Raw genomic sequence first — 19,346 nt, 5'->3', positions numbered from 1 at the left:
ACATTAGTGGAGTTATCCAAATGAGTCAGGGCAAGATCGTTCAGATCATCGGCGCGGTCGTCGACGTCGAGTTCCAGCGCAACGAAGTACCCAAGGTCTATCACGCGCTGAAGGTCGAAGGCACCGCCATCACCCTGGAAGTGCAGCAGCAGCTCGGCGACGGCGTCGTGCGCACCATTGCGCTCGGCTCCACCGACGGCCTGAAGCGCAACCTGCTGGCGACCAACACCGAGCGCGCCATTTCGGTGCCGGTCGGCGCCGGTACGCTGGGCCGCATCATGGACGTGCTGGGTCGTCCGATCGACGAAGCCGGCGACGTGCAGGCAGCGGACCATTGGGAAATCCACCGCGCCGCACCGTCGTACGAAGACCAGTCGTCCAGCACCGAATTGCTGGAAACCGGCATCAAGGTCATCGACCTGATGTGCCCGTTCGCCAAGGGCGGCAAGGTCGGCCTTTTCGGCGGCGCCGGCGTCGGCAAGACCGTCAACATGATGGAACTGATCAACAACATCGCCAAGGCGCACTCGGGTCTGTCCGTGTTTGCCGGCGTGGGCGAGCGTACCCGCGAGGGCAACGATTTCTACCACGAGATGAAAGATTCCAACGTCCTGGACAAGGTCGCGATGGTGTACGGCCAGATGAACGAGCCGCCGGGCAACCGTCTGCGCGTGGCGCTGACCGGCCTGACCATGGCCGAGTACTTCCGCGACGAGAAGGACGAGAACGGCAAGGGCAAGGACGTGCTGTTGTTCGTCGACAACATCTACCGCTACACGCTGGCCGGTACCGAAGTGTCGGCGCTGCTCGGCCGTATGCCGTCGGCAGTGGGTTACCAGCCGACCCTGGCCGAAGAAATGGGCGTGTTGCAGGAGCGCATCACCTCGACCAAGAGCGGTTCGATCACCTCGATCCAGGCCGTGTACGTGCCTGCGGACGACCTGACCGACCCGTCGCCGGCGACCACCTTCGCCCACTTGGATTCCACCGTCACGCTGAGCCGTAACATCGCCTCGCTGGGCATCTACCCGGCCGTGGATCCGTTGGATTCCACCAGCCGTCAGATGGATCCGCTGGTGATCGGCAACGAGCATTACGACACCGCCCAGCGCGTCCAGCAGACCTTGCAGAAGTACAAGGAACTGAAGGACATCATCGCGATCCTGGGCATGGACGAGCTGAGCGAAGAAGACAAGCAGTCGGTGTCGCGCGCACGCAAGATCGAGCGTTTCTTCAGCCAGCCGTTCCACGTGGCCGAAGTGTTCACCGGCTCGCCGGGCAAGTACGTGTCGCTGAAGGACACCATCCGCGGTTTCAAGGCGATCTGCGATGGCGAATACGACCACCTGCCGGAGCAGGCGTTCTACATGGTCGGCAACATCGAAGAAGCCGTCGAGAAAGCCAACAAGATGAGCTCCAAGGCCTGATTGATCCCAGCCGCTATGCGGCTGGAATCGGGAATCGGGAATCGGGAATCGTAAAGGCGGGTGATAGGTGAGTTGGAAGTCACGGGAAGCTGGAAATGCGTGCAGTCAGCCGCTCTTCCGATTCCCGATTCCCGATTCCCGATTCCCCGCCTCACTACAGTGAGGCACCATGAGCACTATTCGTTGCGACATCGTCAGCGCCGAGAAGGAAATCTTCCACGGTGAGGCGACGCTGGTCGTGGCCACCGGCGAACTGGGCGAGCTGGGCATTGCGCCCAAGCACGCGCCGCTGATCACCCGCCTGAAGCCGGGCAAGGTGGTGGTCACCACCGCCAGCGGCGAACAGCTGGATTTCGCCATCTCCGGCGGCATCCTGGAAGTGCAGCCGCAGGTAGTGACCGTGCTGGTCGACACCGCGATACGGGCGCAGGACATCGACGAGGCCGCGGTCCGCAAAGTCAAGGAAGAAGCCGAGCGTTTGCTGGCCAACCGTGGCGACACGGTGGACGTGGCCCAGGCGCAGCGTCAGCTGGCCGAGGCGACGGTGCAGTTGCAGGCGCTGGAGCGGTTGCGCCGCACCCTCAAGCACTGATCGATTGCCTGCCCCATTGTCTGCGGGCAAGCGAGATGCTTCAGCTGTAATGCCGCAGGCAGATGTGGATTGGAAACGCCGACCTTCGTGTCGGCGTTTTCGTTTTGGGAGATGCGCTTGCGTGGCACAAGGCCGCGTGTTGTGGACAGCGCGCACACTGCGTGGCAGGTTGCCATGCAGCGCTTCGCTTCGCTGCGCCATGGCATGGTCACCCCCGACATTGAGGACACCCCATGACCCGCTCGATCGATGGCTTACGCGGTTATGCACTGACGTGCACGCTTGCAGTTGCACTGCTGGGTTGCGCGCTTCCGGTACGCAGCCAGCCGCCGCTGGATCCGTTGCTGGATCGCATCGTGCAACGCAATGCGATCGGCGATGCGGTGGCGCTGAGCAAGTGGGATAGCGGCAAGCCGGTGCTGGACCAGGCACGCGAAGCGGCGGTGCTGCAGAGCGTGCGCGATCAGGCGCCGGCGCACGGACTGGATGCCGACGACGCGGCGCGCTTCTTTGCGGCGCAGATCGAGGCCAATAAATCGGTGCAATACGCGCTGTTGAACCATTGGCATGAACGTGGACGGGCACCGGACACTGTACGCCCGGATCTGGCCGCGCTGCGCGCGCGCCTGGACCAGTTGCAGGGCGAGTTGCTCGACGCGCTGGCCGATGTCGCAGCGGCGCGCTCGGCGGCGCAATGCTCGGCCAGCACGGCACGTGCGGCGGCACATTACGCTGGGCAATGGCAGCTGGATGCCTTGCATCGTGCAGCACTGGTGCGTGGCCTGGGCGACTTTTGCCAGCAGGTACCCGCCAAGAGCTAGCGCGGTGTGGTCGGCACAAGGCACGGTGGCGCAAGGCGACTGCCGTAATGATGTTTCAGCAAGGTCGACGCAGTTCCATGCGAACCAATCCGCCGCAGAGTGCCGCGCGGCTTCCACCTCGATCGCAATCCGCCTGTAAAACGCAATCGAGGTGATGAAGCCGGCAGCGGGGCAATGTGCATCGCTTGCTGGCTGCTGTTTTCCTGCAACAGATGGGGTGTGCTGTCGCCGTGGTGCGCAAAGGCGGCGCGTTGGCAGATGCCGCTCTTAAGCTTCGTCAGCGTGTGGACGGCGCACGCTTGGTGGACGCCTGCAGTGCGCGCCTTGTTGAGTGACTTAAGCGGGAAACAGTCGGCTGCCTTGGTTCAACGACGCGCGCTCCAGCCTTGGTCGCCCGCGTGCGTTCAGCGATACACCACATGCCGGCCGAGAAAGAACGACACGATCGCCAGCCCGCCTTCGACCAGTGGCTTGGCCAGCCAGGCTTGGCGCAGGCCGACCAGATCCACCGTCGCCGACAGCAGCCAGGTGCTGATCAACGTCAACGCCAGCCACATCACCGCAAAGCGGCGGAAACGCTGCCAGCCCAGCCGCGCGCCGCCTTGCTGGGCGAAGGTGTAGCGGCCGTTGAGCCAGAACCCCAGCACCGCGCCGCTGATGCGCCCGAGCAGATTGGCCGGCACCGTCGGCATGCCGGCGGCGGTGGCGGCGATGAAGATGCCGCAATCCACAGCCAATTGCAGGCCGCCAATCAGGGTGAACTGGCTGCCTTGGCGAAACAGGCTCATGCGTGCCGGGGACGAAGAAAGGGCGCCCATCCTAGCGGCCGTAGTGCTAAAAAAGTTGTCATCGCGTGTTTAAGAGCAGCTAACAAAACGACTGTGCTCGCCGTCAGGCGGGCGCGGCCGGTGCTCGGTGCGGCATGTACCACTTGTACCCTCCGGTTCCTCCGCGCCGCCTGCACCCACCTGACGACTGCTCGCTACGTCTTGTTAGCCGCTCTAAGACATCGATCGAGCACGCGGTTTTGCATGGCTGCGACTAGAATTTAGCGCATCTCCCGCCTTTGGAATTTTTGATGACCCTGCCCCTGCACGTCGTGATCCTGGCTGCGGGCGAGGGCAAGCGCATGCGCTCGTCCCTGCCCAAGGTGCTGCAGCCGTTGGCGGGCCAGCCGATGTTGGCGCATGTCATCGCCACCGCACGGCAGCTGCAGCCGGCCGCGATCCATATCGTCTACGGGCACGGCGGCGATCAGGTGCGTGCCGCATTTGCCGGGCAGGCCGATCTGCAGTGGGCCGAGCAACAGCAGCAGCTGGGCACCGGCCACGCGGTACAGCAGGCGATGGATGCGATTCCGGATGCGGCCACCGTGCTGGTGCTGTACGGCGATGTGCCGCTGATCCAGAGCGAGAGCCTGCTGCAGTTGCTGCATGCGCCCGGCCGGATGGCGGTGCTGGTGGCCGAGCTTGCCAACCCCACCGGCTATGGACGCATCCTGCGCGATGCCGAAGGCAAGGTGGCGGCGATCGTCGAGCAGAAGGACGCCAACGACGAACAGCGACGCATCCGCACCATCAATACCGGCATCCTTACCGCCGAATCCACTGCACTGCGGCGTTGGCTGGGTGGCTTGTCCAACAACAATGCGCAGGGCGAGTTCTATCTCACCGACGTGTTTGCCAGCGCCGCTGCCGACTTCACCCCGGCCGACATGGTGCATGTGGGCGACCCACAGGATGTGGAAGGTGCCAACGACCCCTGGCAACTCGCTCAGCTCGAACGCGCCTGGCAGTTGCGTGCGGCGCGTGCGCTATGCCTGCAGGGCGTGCGCATGGCCGACCCGGCGCGCGTGGAGCAGCGCGGCACGGTGCAGGTGGGGCGCGATGTGCAACTGGACATCGATGTGATTCTGGAAGGCGATGTGACGCTGGGCGATGACGTGGTGATCGGCCCGTTCGTACGGCTGCGCGATGTGACGCTGGGTGCCGGCACGCACGTGCGTGCGCACTGCGATCTGGAGGGCGTGGTGACCGAGGGTGCGGTGATGATCGGCCCGTTCGCGCGGTTGCGTCCGGGCACGCTGTTGGCCGATGGCGTGCATATCGGCAACTTCGTCGAGACCAAGAAGGTCACGATGGGGGTGGGTAGCAAGGCCAATCACCTCACTTACCTGGGCGATGCAACGATCGGCAGCAAGGTCAATATCGGCGCCGGCTCCATCACCTGCAACTACGATGGCGTGAACAAGTCGCAGACCACCATCGGCGATAACGCGTTCGTCGGCTCCAACAGCGCGTTGGTGGCGCCGATCGAGATCGGCGCCAATGCCACCATCGGTGCGGGCTCGGTGATCACCCGCGACGCGCCGGCCGGCCAGCTCAGCGTTGCGCGCCCGCGTCAGACCGTGATCGAAGGCTGGGAGCGGCCGACCAAGAAGTAGCATGGAGCGCTATCGCGGTGCGGACGCATGAGACAGCAGTTGTGCTCTGCTGCAATGGTGGGCAGCGTTGCGGGCCATGACGGAAGGTGCACGATGCAGCTACGACCAGACACGCTGTTGATCCTGCTACGCGGCGCGGCTGATGGAACGACGGCGCAGCCGCCAGGCGGGCGTGGCCGTTCCTCGGACGCGGCATGGACCAATCGCACATTGCCGTTCGCCGGGCGCATCCATCTGACGATTGCGCGCTACGTGTTGTTGGCCGCTCTTGGCGTGCTGATGCTGCAGCCGGGCATTGCAGCGGCGTCGAGCTATCGGCTGTATCTGGCGCCCGATGGCAACGATGCGGCGGCAGGTACCGAGCCTTCGACCGCATTGCGCAGTCTCGGTGCTGCGCAGCAACGCCTGGTCGAGCGACGGCCGGCAGCGGCGGTGGAGGTGGTGATCGCCTCGGGCACCTATCTTCAACAGTCGGTGCAATGGACCTTTGCCAATGGCGCGCCCATCCGTTTTATCGTCGCTCCCGGCGCTGCCACGCCGCCGCTCTTCGACGGACGCGGCGGCGCGACCTGGTTCGCCTTGAAAGGCGGTCGAAATGTACCGACGCGCCTGACCTTCGATGGGTTGAAGGTCAGCAATTACTGGATGGCGCTGGATCTGGGCAGCAGCAAGACCGATGAAGACGGTAATGGTGGCAACACGATCCGCAACATGCAGTTCGCACGGATCGGTGGGCGCTACGGCCGCAGTGACGAGGCCGCATATTCGTTTGCGGCGATCCGCCTGCAACAGTCGCGCGACAACCGCATCGAACACAATCGCTTTGAGTCGATCGAAAACGATACCGGCACCTCGGGCTTTATCCACGCGCTGTATCTGGCGCGGCACTCGTCTGGTAACCGGATCGAGGGCAATACGTTTGTGGACGTCAACGGCGATGCAATACGCACGCGCGATGCGTCCGACCAGACCTATGTCAGCGGTAATCACTTTCTCAGGGCTGGCAAATACGCCGCGTTTTCCGACTGGTTCAAAGCCGATGGCGAGTGTCCCTCGCAGGGCGGTGAATTTGTCGGCAATACCGTGGGCATCGGTTACTACCGTGCCATCGATGCGACACGTACCACCGGTGCAGACGATGCATGTGGTGCGCTTAAACGGCCGCGCATTGCAGAGCGTGGCACGTTGAAATCCGGTTGATGGCACTGCACTCATAAAGCGATTGCGCGTGTTTTTTCAGTCACTGTCTGCGCGGCGGGAGTGTTCCTGTCGGCTCGGCAATCGATCATGGAGCAGCGTCGGCTCACGCGTTCGAGCTGGCAACACGGTGTCGCGAGTGGATGCCTACGCAGCCGATGCCGAGGGCAGCAACAAGGTTACACACAGGCCGCCATGCTCGCGGTTGTGCAGCGAAATACGCCCGCCATGCGCTTCGGCAATCTCGCGGGTAAGCGCAAGTCCCAGCCCGGTTCCATTGCGTTTGGTCGAATAGAACGGCATCAGGGCATTGTGCAAGACCGCTTCATTCATGCCATTGCCGCGGTCGAGTACTTCGATCCGCAGCCACTGCGATACGCGTGTCACGCGCACCGCAACGTCGCTATTGGGCGGCTGCGCTTCGCTGCAGGCCTCGTGTGCGTTCTTGAGCAGATTGAGCATGGCCTGTTCGATCTGCGCTGCATCGATACGGCTGCTGACATCGCTAAGGTCGCCTTGCACCTGGAACGGAATCTGTTGTCGCAGGCGTTCCAGAAATGGCGCCCAGGCGATGGTCTGCAATTGCGGCTGCGGCAGCTTGGCAAAGCGCGCATAGCCGCGAATAAAGCCTTCCAGATGACGCGCGCGTTCTTCGATGGTTTCGAAAACCGTACCCAGGCGGTCGGTGCGTTCGCGCCGCAACAGCTCGGCGCCGGAATGCGCCAGCGAGGCGATCGGTGCGAGCGAGTTGTTCAATTCGTGGCTGATCACGCGGATGACCTTCTTCCAGGTCTGCACTTCCTGCCGACGCAATTCGGTGGTCAGGGTGCGGATCAGCAGTAACTCGTGGCCGCGGCCATTGAGGTGGAAGCTGCGCCGCGAGAGGTGGTAGATCTGCTCGTCGTCCTCGTCGTCGCCTTCCTCGCGCACGGCGAACAGGCAGTCGCCGCCGCGTGCCAATGCGTCGCGTAGTTCGCCAGGCATGCGTTCGAGCACATCGTCCAGATGCTGGCCTTCGAGCTTGCGTCCGCCGTAGAGCAGTTTGCGCGCGGCATTGTTGGAAAATCCGATGCGGCGCAGCCCATCGCCGCCGGCCACCACCAACAGCATCGCGACAGGGGTGTTCTGCAGCATGGTGTCGAGCATCAATTCGCGCTGCACCAGATCGCGCCGTTGCGCGCGCAGCACGTCGCCGAGTTCGGCATGTGCCTGCACCAACTGCGCCAGTTCGTCGGTGCCGCGCCAATGCACGCCGAAGTTGTATTCGCCATCGCGGTAGCTGCTGGTGGTGCCGGCCAGTGCGCGGAACAGCGAGCGCATCGGTGCGGTAGCGCGGTTGAGGCTGAACCACATTGCGGCCAGCAAAACGACGACCGAAATCGCAGCCACCTGCCAGCCGCGATCCAGCCAGTACGCCATGAACCACGGCAGCGCGGCCGCCAGTGCCAGCACCGGCAACAGCCGTAAAAACAGGGCGAACGTGAAGGAGCGATGCCGCATGCGGAGATTCATTCCGGTTTGATGCCGTAACGGTCCATGCGCCGGTACAGCGCCTGCCGGCTCAATCCCAATTCGGCGGCGGCCTGCGCGATTACGCCTTGCGCGCGCGCCAACGCCTGTTCGATGCGCGCGCGATCGGGCTCGCCAGCGACTGCTGCTACCGGCCGTGCCGCGACGGCGCGTGGCAGGTTCAGATCGCTGGCTTCGATGCGTGCACCTTGCGCGAGCAGCGACGCACGTTGCAGCACGTTGCGCAGCTCGCGCACATTGCCCGGCCACGCGTGCCGTTGCAGCGCATCGCGCGCCTGCGCAGACAACGGCTTGCCGCCCGCCAGGAAATGCTCGGCCAGTGGCGCGATGTCGCCCGGACGCTCGGCCAGTGCGGGCAGCGCGATCTCCACGGTGTTGAGGCGGTAGTACAGATCCTCGCGGAAGCTGCCATCGCGGATCATCGACGGCAGGTCGGCATTGGTGGCGCTGATCACGCGCACTTTTGCATGCCGCTCGCGATTGGAACCCAGCCGCTCATAGCGCCCGGTTTCCAGCACGCGCAGCAGTTTCATCTGGCCCGCCAGCGGCAGGTTGCCGATTTCGTCCAGGAACAGCGTGCCGCCATCGGCCGCCTCGAACTTGCCTTCGCGCGCCTTGTTGGCACCGGTGTAGGCGCCGGCGTCGGCACCGAACAATTCCGCCTCGATCAAGTCGCCCGGCAGAGCACCGCAATTGAGCGCGATGAAGGGGCCATGTTTGGTCGCCGAGTTGGCCTGGATGATCTCGGCGATCTTTTCCTTGCCGCTGCCGTTGGGGCCGGTGATCAGCACCGGCAGCTCCGAGCGTGCGACCTGACAGGCGAGCGCGATGGCCCGCTCGCTGGCGGGGTCGGCAAAGACCGCGCCGCGCAGATCGTAGCGCTGGGTCAGTTGCTCACGGCCGCGGTGCTCGCGCTCGCGGCGCTGCGCGAGTTCGCGGCGCGCCTCGGAGAGTTCGAGCAGATTGTTGACCGTGGTCAGCAGCTTGGTGTCGTCCCACGGTTTGGCGATGTAGTCGGCGGCGCCGGCCTTGACCAGACCGACGGCGCTACCCAGATGGGTCCAGGCGGTGAGCAGGATCACCGGCAGATCCGGATGACGCTGGCGGATCTGGCTAAACAGCGCCTCGCCTTCTTCACCGGAGGTGGTGTCGGTGGTGAAGTTCATGTCCTGGATCACCAGGTCGAACGCCTGCTCGTCCAGCAGGGCCAATCCGGCCTGCGGCGATGACGCATGCCGCGCTTCGATGTCGTGCAAGGAAAACAGCACCTCCAGCGCGGTGGCCACGGCGGTGTTGTCGTCGATGATCAGGATATGCGGCATTGCGCGCTCGAAAGGCGAAAGGTGTTGGGGAAGGACTTGCCACAGCATACGGCGCCAGCCGGTGTCGCCGCACACCGCGTGCCGCAAGCCGATGGCGATGGCAACGGACGTTGCGACGGGGCAGTGCGCCGGCATAGTTGGCGCTGGACGTGCGACAGGCCGGCGCGCGTGCGTGCCCCGGCTGCAAGCGACGGCTACCGCAGCGCTTGTGGTGGTGTCGGTGGCGCAGGCGGCAATGGTGGCAGCAGCGATGCATATATCTGCGCGGTCCAGGTCAGGCTCAACTGCGCCTGCCCGCGTGCCACCTGGACCTGCACTGGACGGCCGGCGGCAGCGCGTAATGCGTGCAGCAGTTCTTCCACGGTGGCGATGCCGCGGCCATCGGCTGCGCGCAGGGTATCGCCCTTGCGCAGCTGCAGTACCAGCGTATCGCTGGCCTGCGTGACCAGCAGACCGGCGGCTGTGGCGGTCAGCGCCAGCGTCTGTGCGTTGTGTTGCCAGCGCAGCTGATGATCGTCGATACGCAGCGCGGTGCGCTCAGTCACTTCGCTACGCGTCTGCGTTGTGGGGTGCACGGAGGCGCCACTGCCGGCATGCAGCGTGCCGCTCATCGCAGCGATGGCGAGTACACCGGCGACGATAAGAGGATGGACGATCGGACGCATTGGGAGAGAGTCCTTGGGAGGGAAGTATCGCGGTTTGTCGGCATGCGCAGCTGACCAGCGGCCGGCATCGCCGGGCACCAGGGTGTGGTGATGGGTTTGAGGCAGCGTCCCATGGTGTGCTCAGGCGCTGCGCGTAGCGACTGCCGGCGGCACCAACGCCGCGCGACGTGCGGGCCAGAACACGGCGATCTGGCCGAGCATCCACAATGTGAGCGCGCCGATTGGCAGGTAGATCAACGGCAGGCGCGGCAATTCGTAGCGCGCCATCAGCCACAGGTTGATCGAGTAGGCCATCAACATGCCGAGCACGATCCCGATCGAGGCCAATAGAAAATTCTCGATCTGGAAGTAGCGCAGGATCTGTCCACGCGTGGCACCCAGTGCACGGCGAATGCCGATCTGCTTGGTGCGTTGCTGCACCCAGAAGCTGGCAAGACCGACGATGCCCAATGCGGTGACGATCAGCAGCGCGATGCTCATGGTGACCAGCAGCCAGGACATCGAACGATCCTGGCGATAGAAGTCGCGACGCATTTCTTCCAGCGTCTTCTTCTCCTGGATGATGCGACTGTTGCTGTTCTTCTCCAGGATCGCGACCGCTTGATTCAGTACTTCCTGGCGTCGGTCCGGATCGGTCCTCAACAGGTAACGATGCCCCTCGCTGTAGGAAACCTTGACGGGCGACAGCATCGAGTCGTCATAGGCAGTCGCCCCACCGTAGTTGTTGACACGCGCCAGGTGCTCGACGATGCCGACGATCTTACTCGGCGTGTCTCCGGCGTAGATGGATTTACCCAATGCCGATTGCCCGGGGAACAGTTTTTCCGCTGCACTTTTGGTCAGGATGACGCTGGGAACCGTGGCCTTCTTGTCATTGCTCCAGCTAAATTCGCCTTCGGTGAAGCGCCGCCCTTGCACCAGCCGCAGGCCGAGCGTATCGAGCATTTGGGAATCGCCAGTGTAAGCGTTGAGGTCAATGGTCGGGACGCGTTGATGCGCGGTCAGGTTGATACCGGTGATCCACATGTTATCGCCGAACGGGACCTGGCTGACCGAGGAGGCAAACTTCACCCCCGGGATGTTGCGCAGCGCAGCGAGGTCGGTTTCGGTCAGTGCATTGGCGTTTTGATCTTCGCCGATGCCGGCGATGCTGATGCTGACGATTTCGTTTTCGGCCAGGCCGCTGGGGCGCTGTATACGCTCTATCCGGTTGCCGATGAGGAACAACGCGTTGGAGATGATGGCGCAGCTCAGTGCGATCTCAAGCACGATCAACGCAGCAGCGGTCTTGTGCCGTTGCAGCGTGGACAGGATGGGGCGGATTTCCATGAGAATGTCCTTTCTGGTTGCTGGCTGCAGCCGATGCGACGAAGGCCGCATCGGCTGCCAAGGCGTCACTGGGACTTGAGTTGAATGGCCGGCGCGACCTGGCAGGCACGCCATGCCGGTAGCATTCCAGCCAGGATGCTGGCGAGCAGGGCCATCGCAAAGGTGCTCAGCAGCATGGCTGGATCCAGATAGGCGAGATCGGCGTAGCTGCTGGGCTGTTGTCGCACGCCCCAGAGCCCCAGACCGGCCAGGCCGAGACCCAACAGGCCGCCAGTCAACCCGATCGTCCCGGCCTCCACCAGCGCTTGCGCAAAGATGCTGCGTCTGGTCGCGCCAAGCGCCCTGCGCACACCGATCTCCCCGCTGCGCCGCAAAAATTTGGCCAGCATCAAACCAATGGTGTTGACTAGGCAGACCAGCAGAAACCCGAATGCCAGCCAGGTCTGCAGACGGACATCGCTGGGCACCACTTTCTTGAACTCGAGCCATTCCATCACGCTACGCAGCTGCACATTGGTGGGTCGCTCGAAGCGCCCGGCACGCCGTTGCAGATCGGAATAATTCTCCAGGTACTGGCGATAGGCAACGGCCTTTTGGGGAGTGTCCAGCTGTACCCAATACTGGACCCATACACAGGGCTCATCGATGCCTTTTGCCTCCGCGCTGCTCGACCCCCAGCAGGAACGCGAGCCACTGGTGGCAAATTTCAACTCCATCGCGGTGCTGAAGGGAAGGAATATCTGTTCCAGCTTGGCATAGCTCCCCTTGTTGAGGTCGTAAAATTTCGGAGTCGGACGCCAGTCTTTGAGGACACCGACGACGCGCAACGCGTTGCGATTCACGCGCACGGTTCGGCCCACGCTGTTTTCGCCGTTGAAGAGCTTTTTGTTCAGCGCCTCCGACAGGATTGCCACGCGCGCGCGGCTGCCGTCATCGCTGGTCGGCCAGGCGCCGCCATAGAGAAAAGGCGCGTCGAACATCGAGAAAAAATCGGTGGAGGTATAGCGCGCGTCAAGCGAAAACGGTCGCAGGGATGCATTGTCTGGTTCCACAGCGACGTCACCGCCGCTCATCATCGCCTGTCGATCGGCGCGTTTCTCGCGGAGCAAGGCTTCTGCGTCGAACCGTGTGAACTGCTCGAGTGCTTCTGTACTTTGGTGATCGCGCGAGCGTGCATCCAGTTGCGGGATGAAAATTGTCTGGCTCTTGCCGGGCAGCGGATCGCCGGACAGGATGTAGAACACGGTCAACGTGGTCATGCTGGCGCCGATGCCCAGCGCGATCGCCAGCACCATCAGCGCGGTGAGCACTTTGTTGCGACGGAAGCTGCGCAGCGCGAGATTGAAGTAATAGCCGAACATGGGGGCGGTCCTTATTCGGCCAGGCTTGCAGTGGCGGTGGGCGCGCGCATCAGGCTGGGATTGCGTTCCAGGTCAGTGGCCTGGCCGTCGACGATGTGCACGTTGCGCTGCGCGCGTGCGGCCAATTCCGGGTCGTGGGTGACCATCACGATGGTGGTGCCTTGGCTATTGATTTCTTCCAACAGCTCCATCACCCCGCGTGCCATCTGCGAGTCGAGGTTGCCGGTGGGTTCGTCGGCCAGCAGCAGACGCGGGCTGCCGGCCAGCGCGCGTGCGATGGCGGCGCGCTGCTGCTGGCCGCCCGACAGTTCGGTGGGGTAATGCTTCAGGCGCGAACCCAGCCCAACCTTGGTCAACGCCTCTTCGATGCGCTGCTTGCGCTCGGACGCGGGCATGCCGCGATAGCGCAGCGGCACGTCGACGTTGTCGAACAGGTTGAGGTCGGGGATCAGATTGAAGCCCTGGAAGATGAAACCGATCTTCTGATTGCGTAACCGCGAACGCGCGTCGTCGGAGAGATGGCTGACGTCTTCGCCATCCAGTAGATACTGGCCGCTGGTAAAGGTCTCCAGCAGTCCCGCCAGGTTGAGGAAGGTGGTCTTGCCCGAGCCGGACGGCCCGGTCACCGCGACGAATTCGCCTTCGCGCACATGCAGGTCCAGCGAGCGCAGCGCGTGCGTTTCCACCTGTTCGGTGCGGAAGACCTTGGAGACCGCTTGCATCTTGAGCATTGCCGATTCCTTTGCGAAAGAGAGTGCGACGAAGAGGATTGAATGAATCAGTGAACGGTGACGCGCGGCGCGTCGCCAAAATTGTCTGCACCGGACACCACCACGCGGTCGCCGACCTGCAGCCCGGACAACACCTGCACCTCGCTCAGGCTGCTGACACCCGTGCGCACAGGGCGGCGCACTGCGGTGTTGCCATCCATCACATAGGCGTAGCTGCCGCCGGACTGCTCGACAAACGGGCCGCGTTCGACCTTGAGCACATTGCGACGCGTGTCCATCACCACGCGCGCGCTCATGCGCTGACTCTGGCGCAGGCCCGGCGGCTGCTTGTCGGTAAAGCGGATGCGCGCGGTGACTTCGCCGTTGACCACTTCCGGAGACACCGCCGAAATGGCGCCGGGGAAGGGTTCGCCGCTGCCGCTGGTGAGCTGGGCCGGCATGCCGATCGCCAGATCGCGCGCGAAGCTTTCCGGCACCTTGATCTCCACTTCAAACTTGGACAGATCCACCACGCCCAGAATCGGAGCGTTTGCCGCCACCTGGGTGTGTTGCACCGCCTGCACCTGGCCGACCTGGCCATCGAACGGCGACAACAGCGTAAGTGCATCGACCTGGCGCTGCACCTCGGCCACCACTGCGCGTTGGCGGTCGGCCAGCAAACGTTTGTTGCGCGAATCCAGATCCGCACCCTGGCTCTTCAACGACGCATCCCGCTCGGCGTGCTGCAGGTCGATATCGGTTTTCTTCAAGGTGTCCTGCGCCTTGGCCAGCTCCACCTGCGGCACCGCGCCGCCATCAAAGCCGCGCTGATAGCGCTCCAGGTCGCGCGCGGCGGCCTGCTTGTCGATCTTTGCCTGGTCGGTGAGCTTGCTGGCGTTGGCACGGGCGAGCGTGGCGTCCAGCCCTGCGCGGCTGGACTCGGCTTCCAGTCCGGCCAGGGTGGCTTGTTCCTGCGCCAGCTTGCTGCGCAGTTCCGGGCTGTCGATGCGCGCCAGCTCCTGGCCCTGCTTGACCACATCGCCGGCCACCACGCTCAGCGTCACTGTGCCGGCCGAGATGGCGTACAGCACCGGGCTGTTGGCGGCGATCACCCGGCCATCAGCGGCGATGTCGCGCACCAGATCGCCCTGGCTTACCGTGGCGATCCGCACCCGGCTGGCATCGAACGAGCTGCTGCCGGCGCTCCACGCGCTGATTGCCCAACCGATACCGGCCAGCACCGCCACGGTGGCGACGCTGGGCCACAGCCAACGGCGCCATGGCGCGTGGTGGGCGGGGGTACGGAGAACCTGGTCCTGGGCAGAAGTGTCGCGAATCATGGTCGGCGTGCTCGGTGGCGTCACGCTGACAATGCAGGGCGCGTGCCAACTGCCAAGTGGCTGAAATAAAAGACATTCATCCCGGACGTGCGTGTGTCCGCAGTGTCCGCGGACACCGGCGCGGACACGCTGTCCGGGCACGGCCATGCAGGGGACAACAGCGGACACGCTAAAATGCCGGCCTTCTTCCTAAAGAGCTGTCCCTATGTGCGGCATTGTCGGAGCGATCGCCGGGCGCGATGTGGTCCCGGTCCTGATCGAAGGACTCAAGCGCCTGGAATACCGAGGCTACGATTCTTCCGGCATTGCGGTGCTCGATGGTGCGCAGGTGCGGCGGGTGCGGCGGACCGGGCGGGTGGTCGAGATGGCGCAGGCGGCGCAGGCCGAACAGTTCGGCGCAACGCTGGGTATCGGCCATACGCGCTGGGCCACCCACGGCGGCGTCACCGAAGCCAATGCGCACCCGCACATCAGTGCCGGCGTGGCGCTGGTGCATAACGGCATCATCGAAAACCACGAAGAACAGCGCGAAAAGCTGCGTGCGCTCGGCTACAGCTTCGAGTCGCAGACCGACACCGAAGTCATCGCGCATCTGATCCATCACCATCTGGCCGACGCGGGCGATCTGCTCAGCGCGCTGCAGCGCACGGTCAAGGAACTCACCGGCGCCTACGCGCTGGCGGTGATGAGCCAGGCCGAGCCGGAGCGGTTTGTCTGCGCGCGCATGGGCTGCCCGTTGTTGATCGGGGTGGGCGAGGGCGAAAACTTCGTCGCCTCCGATGTCTCGGCCATCGTGCAGGCCACCCGCCAGGTGATCTTCCTGGAAGAAGGCGATACCGCCGAGCTGCGTCGCGAGGGCGTGCGCATCTTCGATGCCAACGACGCGCCGGTCGAGCGCCCGCTGCATCTGTCCGATGTGTCGCTGGCATCGCTGGAGCTGGGGCCGTTCCGCCATTTCATGCAGAAGGAAATCCACGAGCAGCCGCGTGCGCTGGCCGACACCATCGAAGCGGCGATCGATGCGAAGGGCTTCCCGGCGTCGTTGTTCGGTGCCAACGCAGAAGCGGTGTTGCGCGAGATCGAAGGCGTGCAGATCCTGGCCTGCGGCACCAGCTATTACGCCGGCATGACCGCGCGCTACTGGATCGAAGCCATCGCCGGGCTGCCGTGCAGCGTGGAGATCGCCAGCGAATACCGTTACCGCGCCGCGTACGCCAATCCCAAGCATCTGATCGTCACCATTTCGCAGTCCGGCGAAACGCTGGACACGATGGAGGCACTGAAATACGCGAAATCGTTGGGCCATCTGCATACCCTGTCGATCTGCAACGTGCCCGAGAGCGCGATCCCGCGCGCCAGCGAACTGGTTTGCTACACACGCGCCGGTGCCGAAATCGGGGTGGCCTCGACCAAGGCGTTCACCACCCAGCTGGCGGTGCTGTTCCAGCTCACCATGGTGCTGGGCAAGCTGCAGGGCCGCATCAGCGAGGCTGAAGAAGCCGATTATCTGGAGCAGCTGCGCTTCCTGCCCGGCAGTGTGCAACACGCCTTGAATCTGGAACCGCAGATCATGGCCTGGGCCGAGCGCTTCTCACCGAAGGAAAATGCGCTGTTTCTCGGCCGCGGCCTGCATTACCCGATCGCGTTGGAAGGCGCGCTCAAGCTCAAGGAAATCTCGTATATCCACGCCGAAGCCTATCCGGCCGGCGAGTTGAAGCACGGCCCGCTGGCGCTGGTGGATGCAGCCATGCCGGTGGTGGTGATCGCACCGAACGACCGCCTGCTGGAAAAGGTCAAATCCAATATGCAGGAAGTGCGCGCACGCGGCGGCGAGCTGTTCGTGTTCGCCGACCAGGACAGCCACTTCAGCGAGTCCGAAGGCGTGCACGTGATCCGCACCCCGCGCCACGCCGGCGTGCTGTCGCCGGTGATCCACACCATCCCGGTGCAGCTGCTGGCGTATCACACCGCACTGGCACGCGGCACCGACGTGGACAAGCCGCGTAACCTGGCCAAGTCGGTGACGGTGGAGTAACGCCAGCGCTGCTTGCGTGCAGCGCCGGCGTCCATCCGGGAGTGCGCGCTAGCGGTTGAGTGCTGCGCAGGTGCTGGCGTCAGTGCTTGTGCAAAGCATGTTGCCGTTGCCAGGCCGGGGCTCATTGATCAAGCGCTGCGGTTCGCCTCCGCCCGCAGTGCGATTGGCGCGGATCAGCGAGTCTTTGACGTTTTCATTCTGAATTCGAAACGCCGGGACGATGTTGTTCTCCAGCAGCGAATTGCTCACCCGATCCAACAGCCCAACGCTGCCGCTCGCACCGGTGGCAAACCGGTTGTTGCGGATGATGGCGGTACTGAGAACGGAGCCGGTGTACGTGCGGTTCTGCAGATCTTCGCCTTGGCTGATCATCCGATTGCCGCCTTGTACGTTGAACGTTGCGGTCGAGTCTTGCGACGACAATGGATTCGTCGTCGCCTCGGCGGTGACCTCATTGTTGAGCATTTGCGAATGCCAACCGGGTAGCAGCGCTTGGGCATCGGTGTAAAAACCGTTCGGCTGCACCAGGCTCCCGCCGAAGCGATTGAAACGGTTGTACGCATGGATCACATCAGCGGATGGATAAAAGTTGGTGACAGGGCCGGACCCGTTGTAATCGTTGTTGACGAACAGCATCCTGCCATTGGTCGTCACGATGCTCAGATCCGATTGCTGATCAGGGGGGATCTGCCAGGCGCTGTCTAGGGTGACGGTGTTGCCGAGAGTCAGCGGGTTGCCTGTCAGGTAGCGCTGCTGTCCGGTGCCTTTTCCAGCGACGATCATCGCTGAGTTGCCGTCGGCATTGCAGCGGTACGCCAGATCGATGGCTTGCCTTGCCAATGTCAGTTGCTTCCCCGAGACCGCAGCAACCTTCCCGAGGTAGTTGCCCGTGCCTTCGTCCATCGTGAGCTGCCACGGTGGGGCCTCGGCGTCGACTGGGTATTGATTGGCGTTGTTGGCGTAATACACATCCCGGCTTGGCGCGCTGAATTGCAGTTCCGACGGTGTACCGTAATAGGGCGCCCCTGCGGAAATGTTCCTGTTGTGGGTGATGAGCGCGTTCTGCGCGTCGTGGTTAAACGCCAGCGCCGTCTCGTGCCAACGCAAGGTATTGCCCTGCACTGTCACGCCATAAACATTGCTGTCCATGAAAATTGGTTTGCTACTGGTGATGTCGTTGCCGGTGATCTGCAAGTTGGACGTATCCATGGCCTTGATGCCGGTCGTGTGCGGATCGGTTCTTGTCCGATCTGACGACTTGCCGAGTGTGATGATTGAGTCGCGTACGAACGGAATCGAATGCAGGTCCTCGACGGACATGTGTTCGAACAGGATTGCACTGCCTTCGCGCAGATTCGGCGCGTTGATGGAGAGATCGCGTATGCCATACACGCCAGCGGCATAATTGATCGGGCGGCCACATTTAGGTTGTTTGGCCTGGTTGTAGGCAGTGGAGCCACCCTTGAAGATCACCGCCGGCGCATCCTTTCTGCCGACCACCTGCGGAAAGTTCAGCACGGTTGCCTGCTTGCCCGCACCTGCGATGACTGTGTGGTTGGGGATATTGTCGAAGCCTCGGCCGGACAAGGTGTAGCTGCCCGCAGGAATGGACACCACGCCACCCTTTGCATTGGCCGCGCAGGCGAATGCGGCCGCAAAGCTGGCGTCGTCCGAAGCGCCGTTGCCGATGGGCGGCGCGACATTGCATCGGGTTTGCGGCCAATTGGTTGCATACCCGATGTTGATACTGGTGATGGTAGTACGCGGCGCCGTGCGATCCGGTCCGCTGCCGAAGTTTTGATAACGACTCCACGCGCTTGGGCCACCAGAGCCATTGTGTAGATACAGCTCATAATCGCCTTGCGGCACGTCGGCGGGAATGGCAAAACTCTGCACATACATGCCTTCCTTCGGATTGGAGAGATCTGCGCTCAGGATTCGCTGCACGCTTCCGTTTCTGACCAATGCGATCCGTACCGGTTGGCTCGATGCCGACATTCTGCCCAGTGCCGTGCCGAAGACGTTGAGTCTGCCGCCTGGAGACGCACCACCGCCGACGTTGCCTTGCACGAACCAGATATCCGGCGCATTCACCAGCGTTGTCGCACCGGTCCCGATGCCGGTGACGATCCGATACGCGTAGACGCCGCGCGCACGATCAGGCAGCTGAAACTTGAGTGATTGCTCGGTGGCCTGACTCGGCACCACGTTGATCCAACCACTGTTGGTGCTGTCGGCGACATCCAATGGGCTGCCTACTGCGCCATCGTCGAGCCGGGTAAGGCGCACTGTGGCGGTTGGGTTGAGATTGCCGCCGCTCACGACAACCGTCTCGTTGCGATCGACCGGCTGCGATGCCCAGAACGTCATTGCGGTACCTGGCGGCACCTCGTCAGGCCGTGGATAAGCAAACGATGCAGGAGAAGCCGCGCCTCCCGTGCGCGCTTGGTTAGCGCCCAGATCAGGCCGTTGGGATGCGCTGCCATCAGTGCTGGCAACGCAAAGCGTCACTGCGATAAAGGCCGTAAGTTTGGAGGTTTTTACACCCATGTCGGATCACTCCTGATGCGGAAG

15 protein-coding genes and 2 other RNA genes are annotated in these 19,346 nt (G+C 63.3%); 8 read left to right on the top strand and 9 right to left on the bottom strand.

All coding sequences use genetic code 11. From position 1 onward, the window contains the following. The first annotated feature begins 20 nt into the window (after positions 1-20). The 3 genes from atpD to ACZZ0O_RS02040 all read left to right on the top strand — a co-directional run bounded on the left by atpD (position 21) and on the right by ACZZ0O_RS02040 (position 2,840). Entirely contained in the window at positions 21-1,427 is a 1,407-nt protein-coding gene (gene atpD, locus ACZZ0O_RS02050) for a F0F1 ATP synthase subunit beta (protein WP_055848007.1), read from the top strand. A 169-nt stretch (positions 1,428-1,596) separates the two neighbouring features. Beyond that, positions 1,597-2,019 carry a F0F1 ATP synthase subunit epsilon gene (locus tag ACZZ0O_RS02045; RefSeq protein ID WP_055848010.1) on the top strand — a complete coding sequence of 141 codons (423 nt, stop codon included), beginning with the start codon at positions 1,597-1,599 and terminating at the stop codon, positions 2,017-2,019. Positions 2,020-2,252: 233 nt separating this feature from the next. After that, the gene (locus tag ACZZ0O_RS02040; protein WP_055848013.1) at positions 2,253-2,840 is read left to right on the top strand and encodes a chorismate mutase; all 588 of its coding nucleotides are present in this window, start codon (positions 2,253-2,255) and stop codon (positions 2,838-2,840) included. 404 nt (positions 2,841-3,244) lie between these two features. Here ACZZ0O_RS02040 and ACZZ0O_RS02035 read toward each other — a convergent pair whose 3' ends face one another. After that, the gene (locus ACZZ0O_RS02035; protein ID WP_046963367.1) at positions 3,245-3,628 is read right to left on the bottom strand and encodes a GtrA family protein; all 384 of its coding nucleotides are present in this window, start codon (positions 3,626-3,628) and stop codon (positions 3,245-3,247) included. A gap of 134 nt (positions 3,629-3,762) precedes the next feature. On the opposite strand from ACZZ0O_RS02035, the gene ACZZ0O_RS02030 reads away from it, so the two are divergent. The 4 genes from ACZZ0O_RS02030 (at position 3,763) to ACZZ0O_RS02015 (ending at position 6,483) form a co-directional block, all read left to right on the top strand. After that, positions 3,763-3,838: non-coding RNA, sX9 sRNA (locus ACZZ0O_RS02030), on the top strand. An 80-nt stretch (positions 3,839-3,918) separates the two neighbouring features. Next, the gene (glmU, locus tag ACZZ0O_RS02025; RefSeq protein ID WP_463592078.1) at positions 3,919-5,283 is read left to right on the top strand and encodes a bifunctional UDP-N-acetylglucosamine diphosphorylase/glucosamine-1-phosphate N-acetyltransferase GlmU; all 1,365 of its coding nucleotides are present in this window, start codon (positions 3,919-3,921) and stop codon (positions 5,281-5,283) included. A gap of 194 nt (positions 5,284-5,477) precedes the next feature. After that, a non-coding RNA gene (locus ACZZ0O_RS02020) (sX9 sRNA) lies at positions 5,478-5,547 on the top strand. Positions 5,548-5,562: 15 nt separating this feature from the next. Continuing rightward, positions 5,563-6,483: a right-handed parallel beta-helix repeat-containing protein gene (locus ACZZ0O_RS02015; RefSeq protein WP_463592536.1), complete on the top strand. Its 921-nt coding sequence runs from the start codon at positions 5,563-5,565 to the stop codon at positions 6,481-6,483. A 144-nt stretch (positions 6,484-6,627) separates the two neighbouring features. On the opposite strand, the gene ACZZ0O_RS02010 is transcribed toward ACZZ0O_RS02015, so the two are convergent. From ACZZ0O_RS02010 to ACZZ0O_RS01980, 7 genes are all read right to left on the bottom strand, one after another. Beyond that, the gene (locus ACZZ0O_RS02010) at positions 6,628-7,980 is read right to left on the bottom strand and encodes a sensor histidine kinase (RefSeq protein ID WP_463592077.1); all 1,353 of its coding nucleotides are present in this window, start codon (positions 7,978-7,980) and stop codon (positions 6,628-6,630) included. Between the two features lie 8 nt (positions 7,981-7,988). Then, positions 7,989-9,332, bottom strand: coding sequence for a sigma-54-dependent transcriptional regulator (locus ACZZ0O_RS02005; RefSeq protein ID WP_463592076.1), 1,344 nt, complete (start codon positions 9,330-9,332; stop codon positions 7,989-7,991). A gap of 194 nt (positions 9,333-9,526) precedes the next feature. After that, positions 9,527-9,997 (bottom strand): hypothetical protein, encoded by a 471-nt coding sequence (locus ACZZ0O_RS02000; protein WP_463592075.1) that lies wholly within the window; start codon positions 9,995-9,997, stop codon positions 9,527-9,529. A 120-nt stretch (positions 9,998-10,117) separates the two neighbouring features. Then, a complete protein-coding gene (locus ACZZ0O_RS01995) occupies positions 10,118-11,326 on the bottom strand; it encodes an ABC transporter permease (RefSeq protein WP_463592074.1) in 1,209 nt (402 codons plus the stop codon). A 65-nt stretch (positions 11,327-11,391) separates the two neighbouring features. After that, entirely contained in the window at positions 11,392-12,687 is a 1,296-nt protein-coding gene (locus ACZZ0O_RS01990) for an ABC transporter permease (protein ID WP_463592073.1), read from the bottom strand. An 11-nt stretch (positions 12,688-12,698) separates the two neighbouring features. After that, positions 12,699-13,418, bottom strand: coding sequence for an ABC transporter ATP-binding protein (locus tag ACZZ0O_RS01985; protein ID WP_115528958.1), 720 nt, complete (start codon positions 13,416-13,418; stop codon positions 12,699-12,701). A 47-nt stretch (positions 13,419-13,465) separates the two neighbouring features. Further along, on the bottom strand, positions 13,466-14,737 hold the full coding sequence (locus ACZZ0O_RS01980; RefSeq protein ID WP_463592072.1) for an efflux RND transporter periplasmic adaptor subunit: 1,272 nt from the start codon (positions 14,735-14,737) through the stop codon (positions 13,466-13,468). 205 nt (positions 14,738-14,942) lie between these two features. Here ACZZ0O_RS01980 and glmS point away from each other — a divergent pair, with 205 nt between their 5' ends. Continuing rightward, positions 14,943-16,772 carry a glutamine--fructose-6-phosphate transaminase (isomerizing) gene (gene glmS / locus ACZZ0O_RS01975; protein ID WP_055848030.1) on the top strand — a complete coding sequence of 610 codons (1,830 nt, stop codon included), beginning with the start codon at positions 14,943-14,945 and terminating at the stop codon, positions 16,770-16,772. Positions 16,773-16,820: 48 nt separating this feature from the next. Here glmS and ACZZ0O_RS01970 read toward each other — a convergent pair whose 3' ends face one another. Further along, on the bottom strand, positions 16,821-19,322 hold the full coding sequence (locus tag ACZZ0O_RS01970) for a hypothetical protein (protein WP_463592071.1): 2,502 nt from the start codon (positions 19,320-19,322) through the stop codon (positions 16,821-16,823). Positions 19,323-19,346 lie beyond the last annotated feature (24 nt).

This window comes from Xanthomonas sp. AC360, from assembly GCF_979258225.1.
The sequence above is the reverse complement of the archived record's forward strand: the minus strand, read 5'-3'. Positions and strand labels throughout refer to the sequence as shown.

Bases quoted from the DNA above. Each gene is read 5' to 3' on its own strand.
- ACZZ0O_RS01990 (WP_463592073.1), bottom strand. From the start codon at position 12,687: ATGTTCGGCTATTACTTCAATCTCGCGCTGCGCAGCTTCCGTCGCAAC.
- ACZZ0O_RS02005 (WP_463592076.1), bottom strand. From the start codon at position 9,332: ATGCCGCATATCCTGATCATCGACGACAACACCGCCGTGGCCACCGCG.
- ACZZ0O_RS02000 (WP_463592075.1), bottom strand. From the start codon at position 9,997: ATGCGTCCGATCGTCCATCCTCTTATCGTCGCCGGTGTACTCGCCATC.
- ACZZ0O_RS01980 (WP_463592072.1), bottom strand. From the start codon at position 14,737: ATGATTCGCGACACTTCTGCCCAGGACCAGGTTCTCCGTACCCCCGCC.
- ACZZ0O_RS02040 (WP_055848013.1), top strand. From the start codon at position 2,253: ATGACCCGCTCGATCGATGGCTTACGCGGTTATGCACTGACGTGCACG.
- ACZZ0O_RS02035 (WP_046963367.1), bottom strand. From the start codon at position 3,628: ATGAGCCTGTTTCGCCAAGGCAGCCAGTTCACCCTGATTGGCGGCCTG.
- ACZZ0O_RS01985 (WP_115528958.1), bottom strand. From the start codon at position 13,418: ATGCTCAAGATGCAAGCGGTCTCCAAGGTCTTCCGCACCGAACAGGTG.
- glmS (WP_055848030.1), top strand. From the start codon at position 14,943: ATGTGCGGCATTGTCGGAGCGATCGCCGGGCGCGATGTGGTCCCGGTC.
- atpD (WP_055848007.1), top strand. From the start codon at position 21: ATGAGTCAGGGCAAGATCGTTCAGATCATCGGCGCGGTCGTCGACGTC.
- ACZZ0O_RS01995 (WP_463592074.1), bottom strand. From the start codon at position 11,326: ATGGAAATCCGCCCCATCCTGTCCACGCTGCAACGGCACAAGACCGCT.
- ACZZ0O_RS02045 (WP_055848010.1), top strand. From the start codon at position 1,597: ATGAGCACTATTCGTTGCGACATCGTCAGCGCCGAGAAGGAAATCTTC.
- glmU (WP_463592078.1), top strand. From the start codon at position 3,919: ATGACCCTGCCCCTGCACGTCGTGATCCTGGCTGCGGGCGAGGGCAAG.
- ACZZ0O_RS02015 (WP_463592536.1), top strand. From the start codon at position 5,563: ATGCTGCAGCCGGGCATTGCAGCGGCGTCGAGCTATCGGCTGTATCTG.
- ACZZ0O_RS02010 (WP_463592077.1), bottom strand. From the start codon at position 7,980: ATGCGGCATCGCTCCTTCACGTTCGCCCTGTTTTTACGGCTGTTGCCG.
- ACZZ0O_RS01970 (WP_463592071.1), bottom strand. From the start codon at position 19,322: ATGGGTGTAAAAACCTCCAAACTTACGGCCTTTATCGCAGTGACGCTT.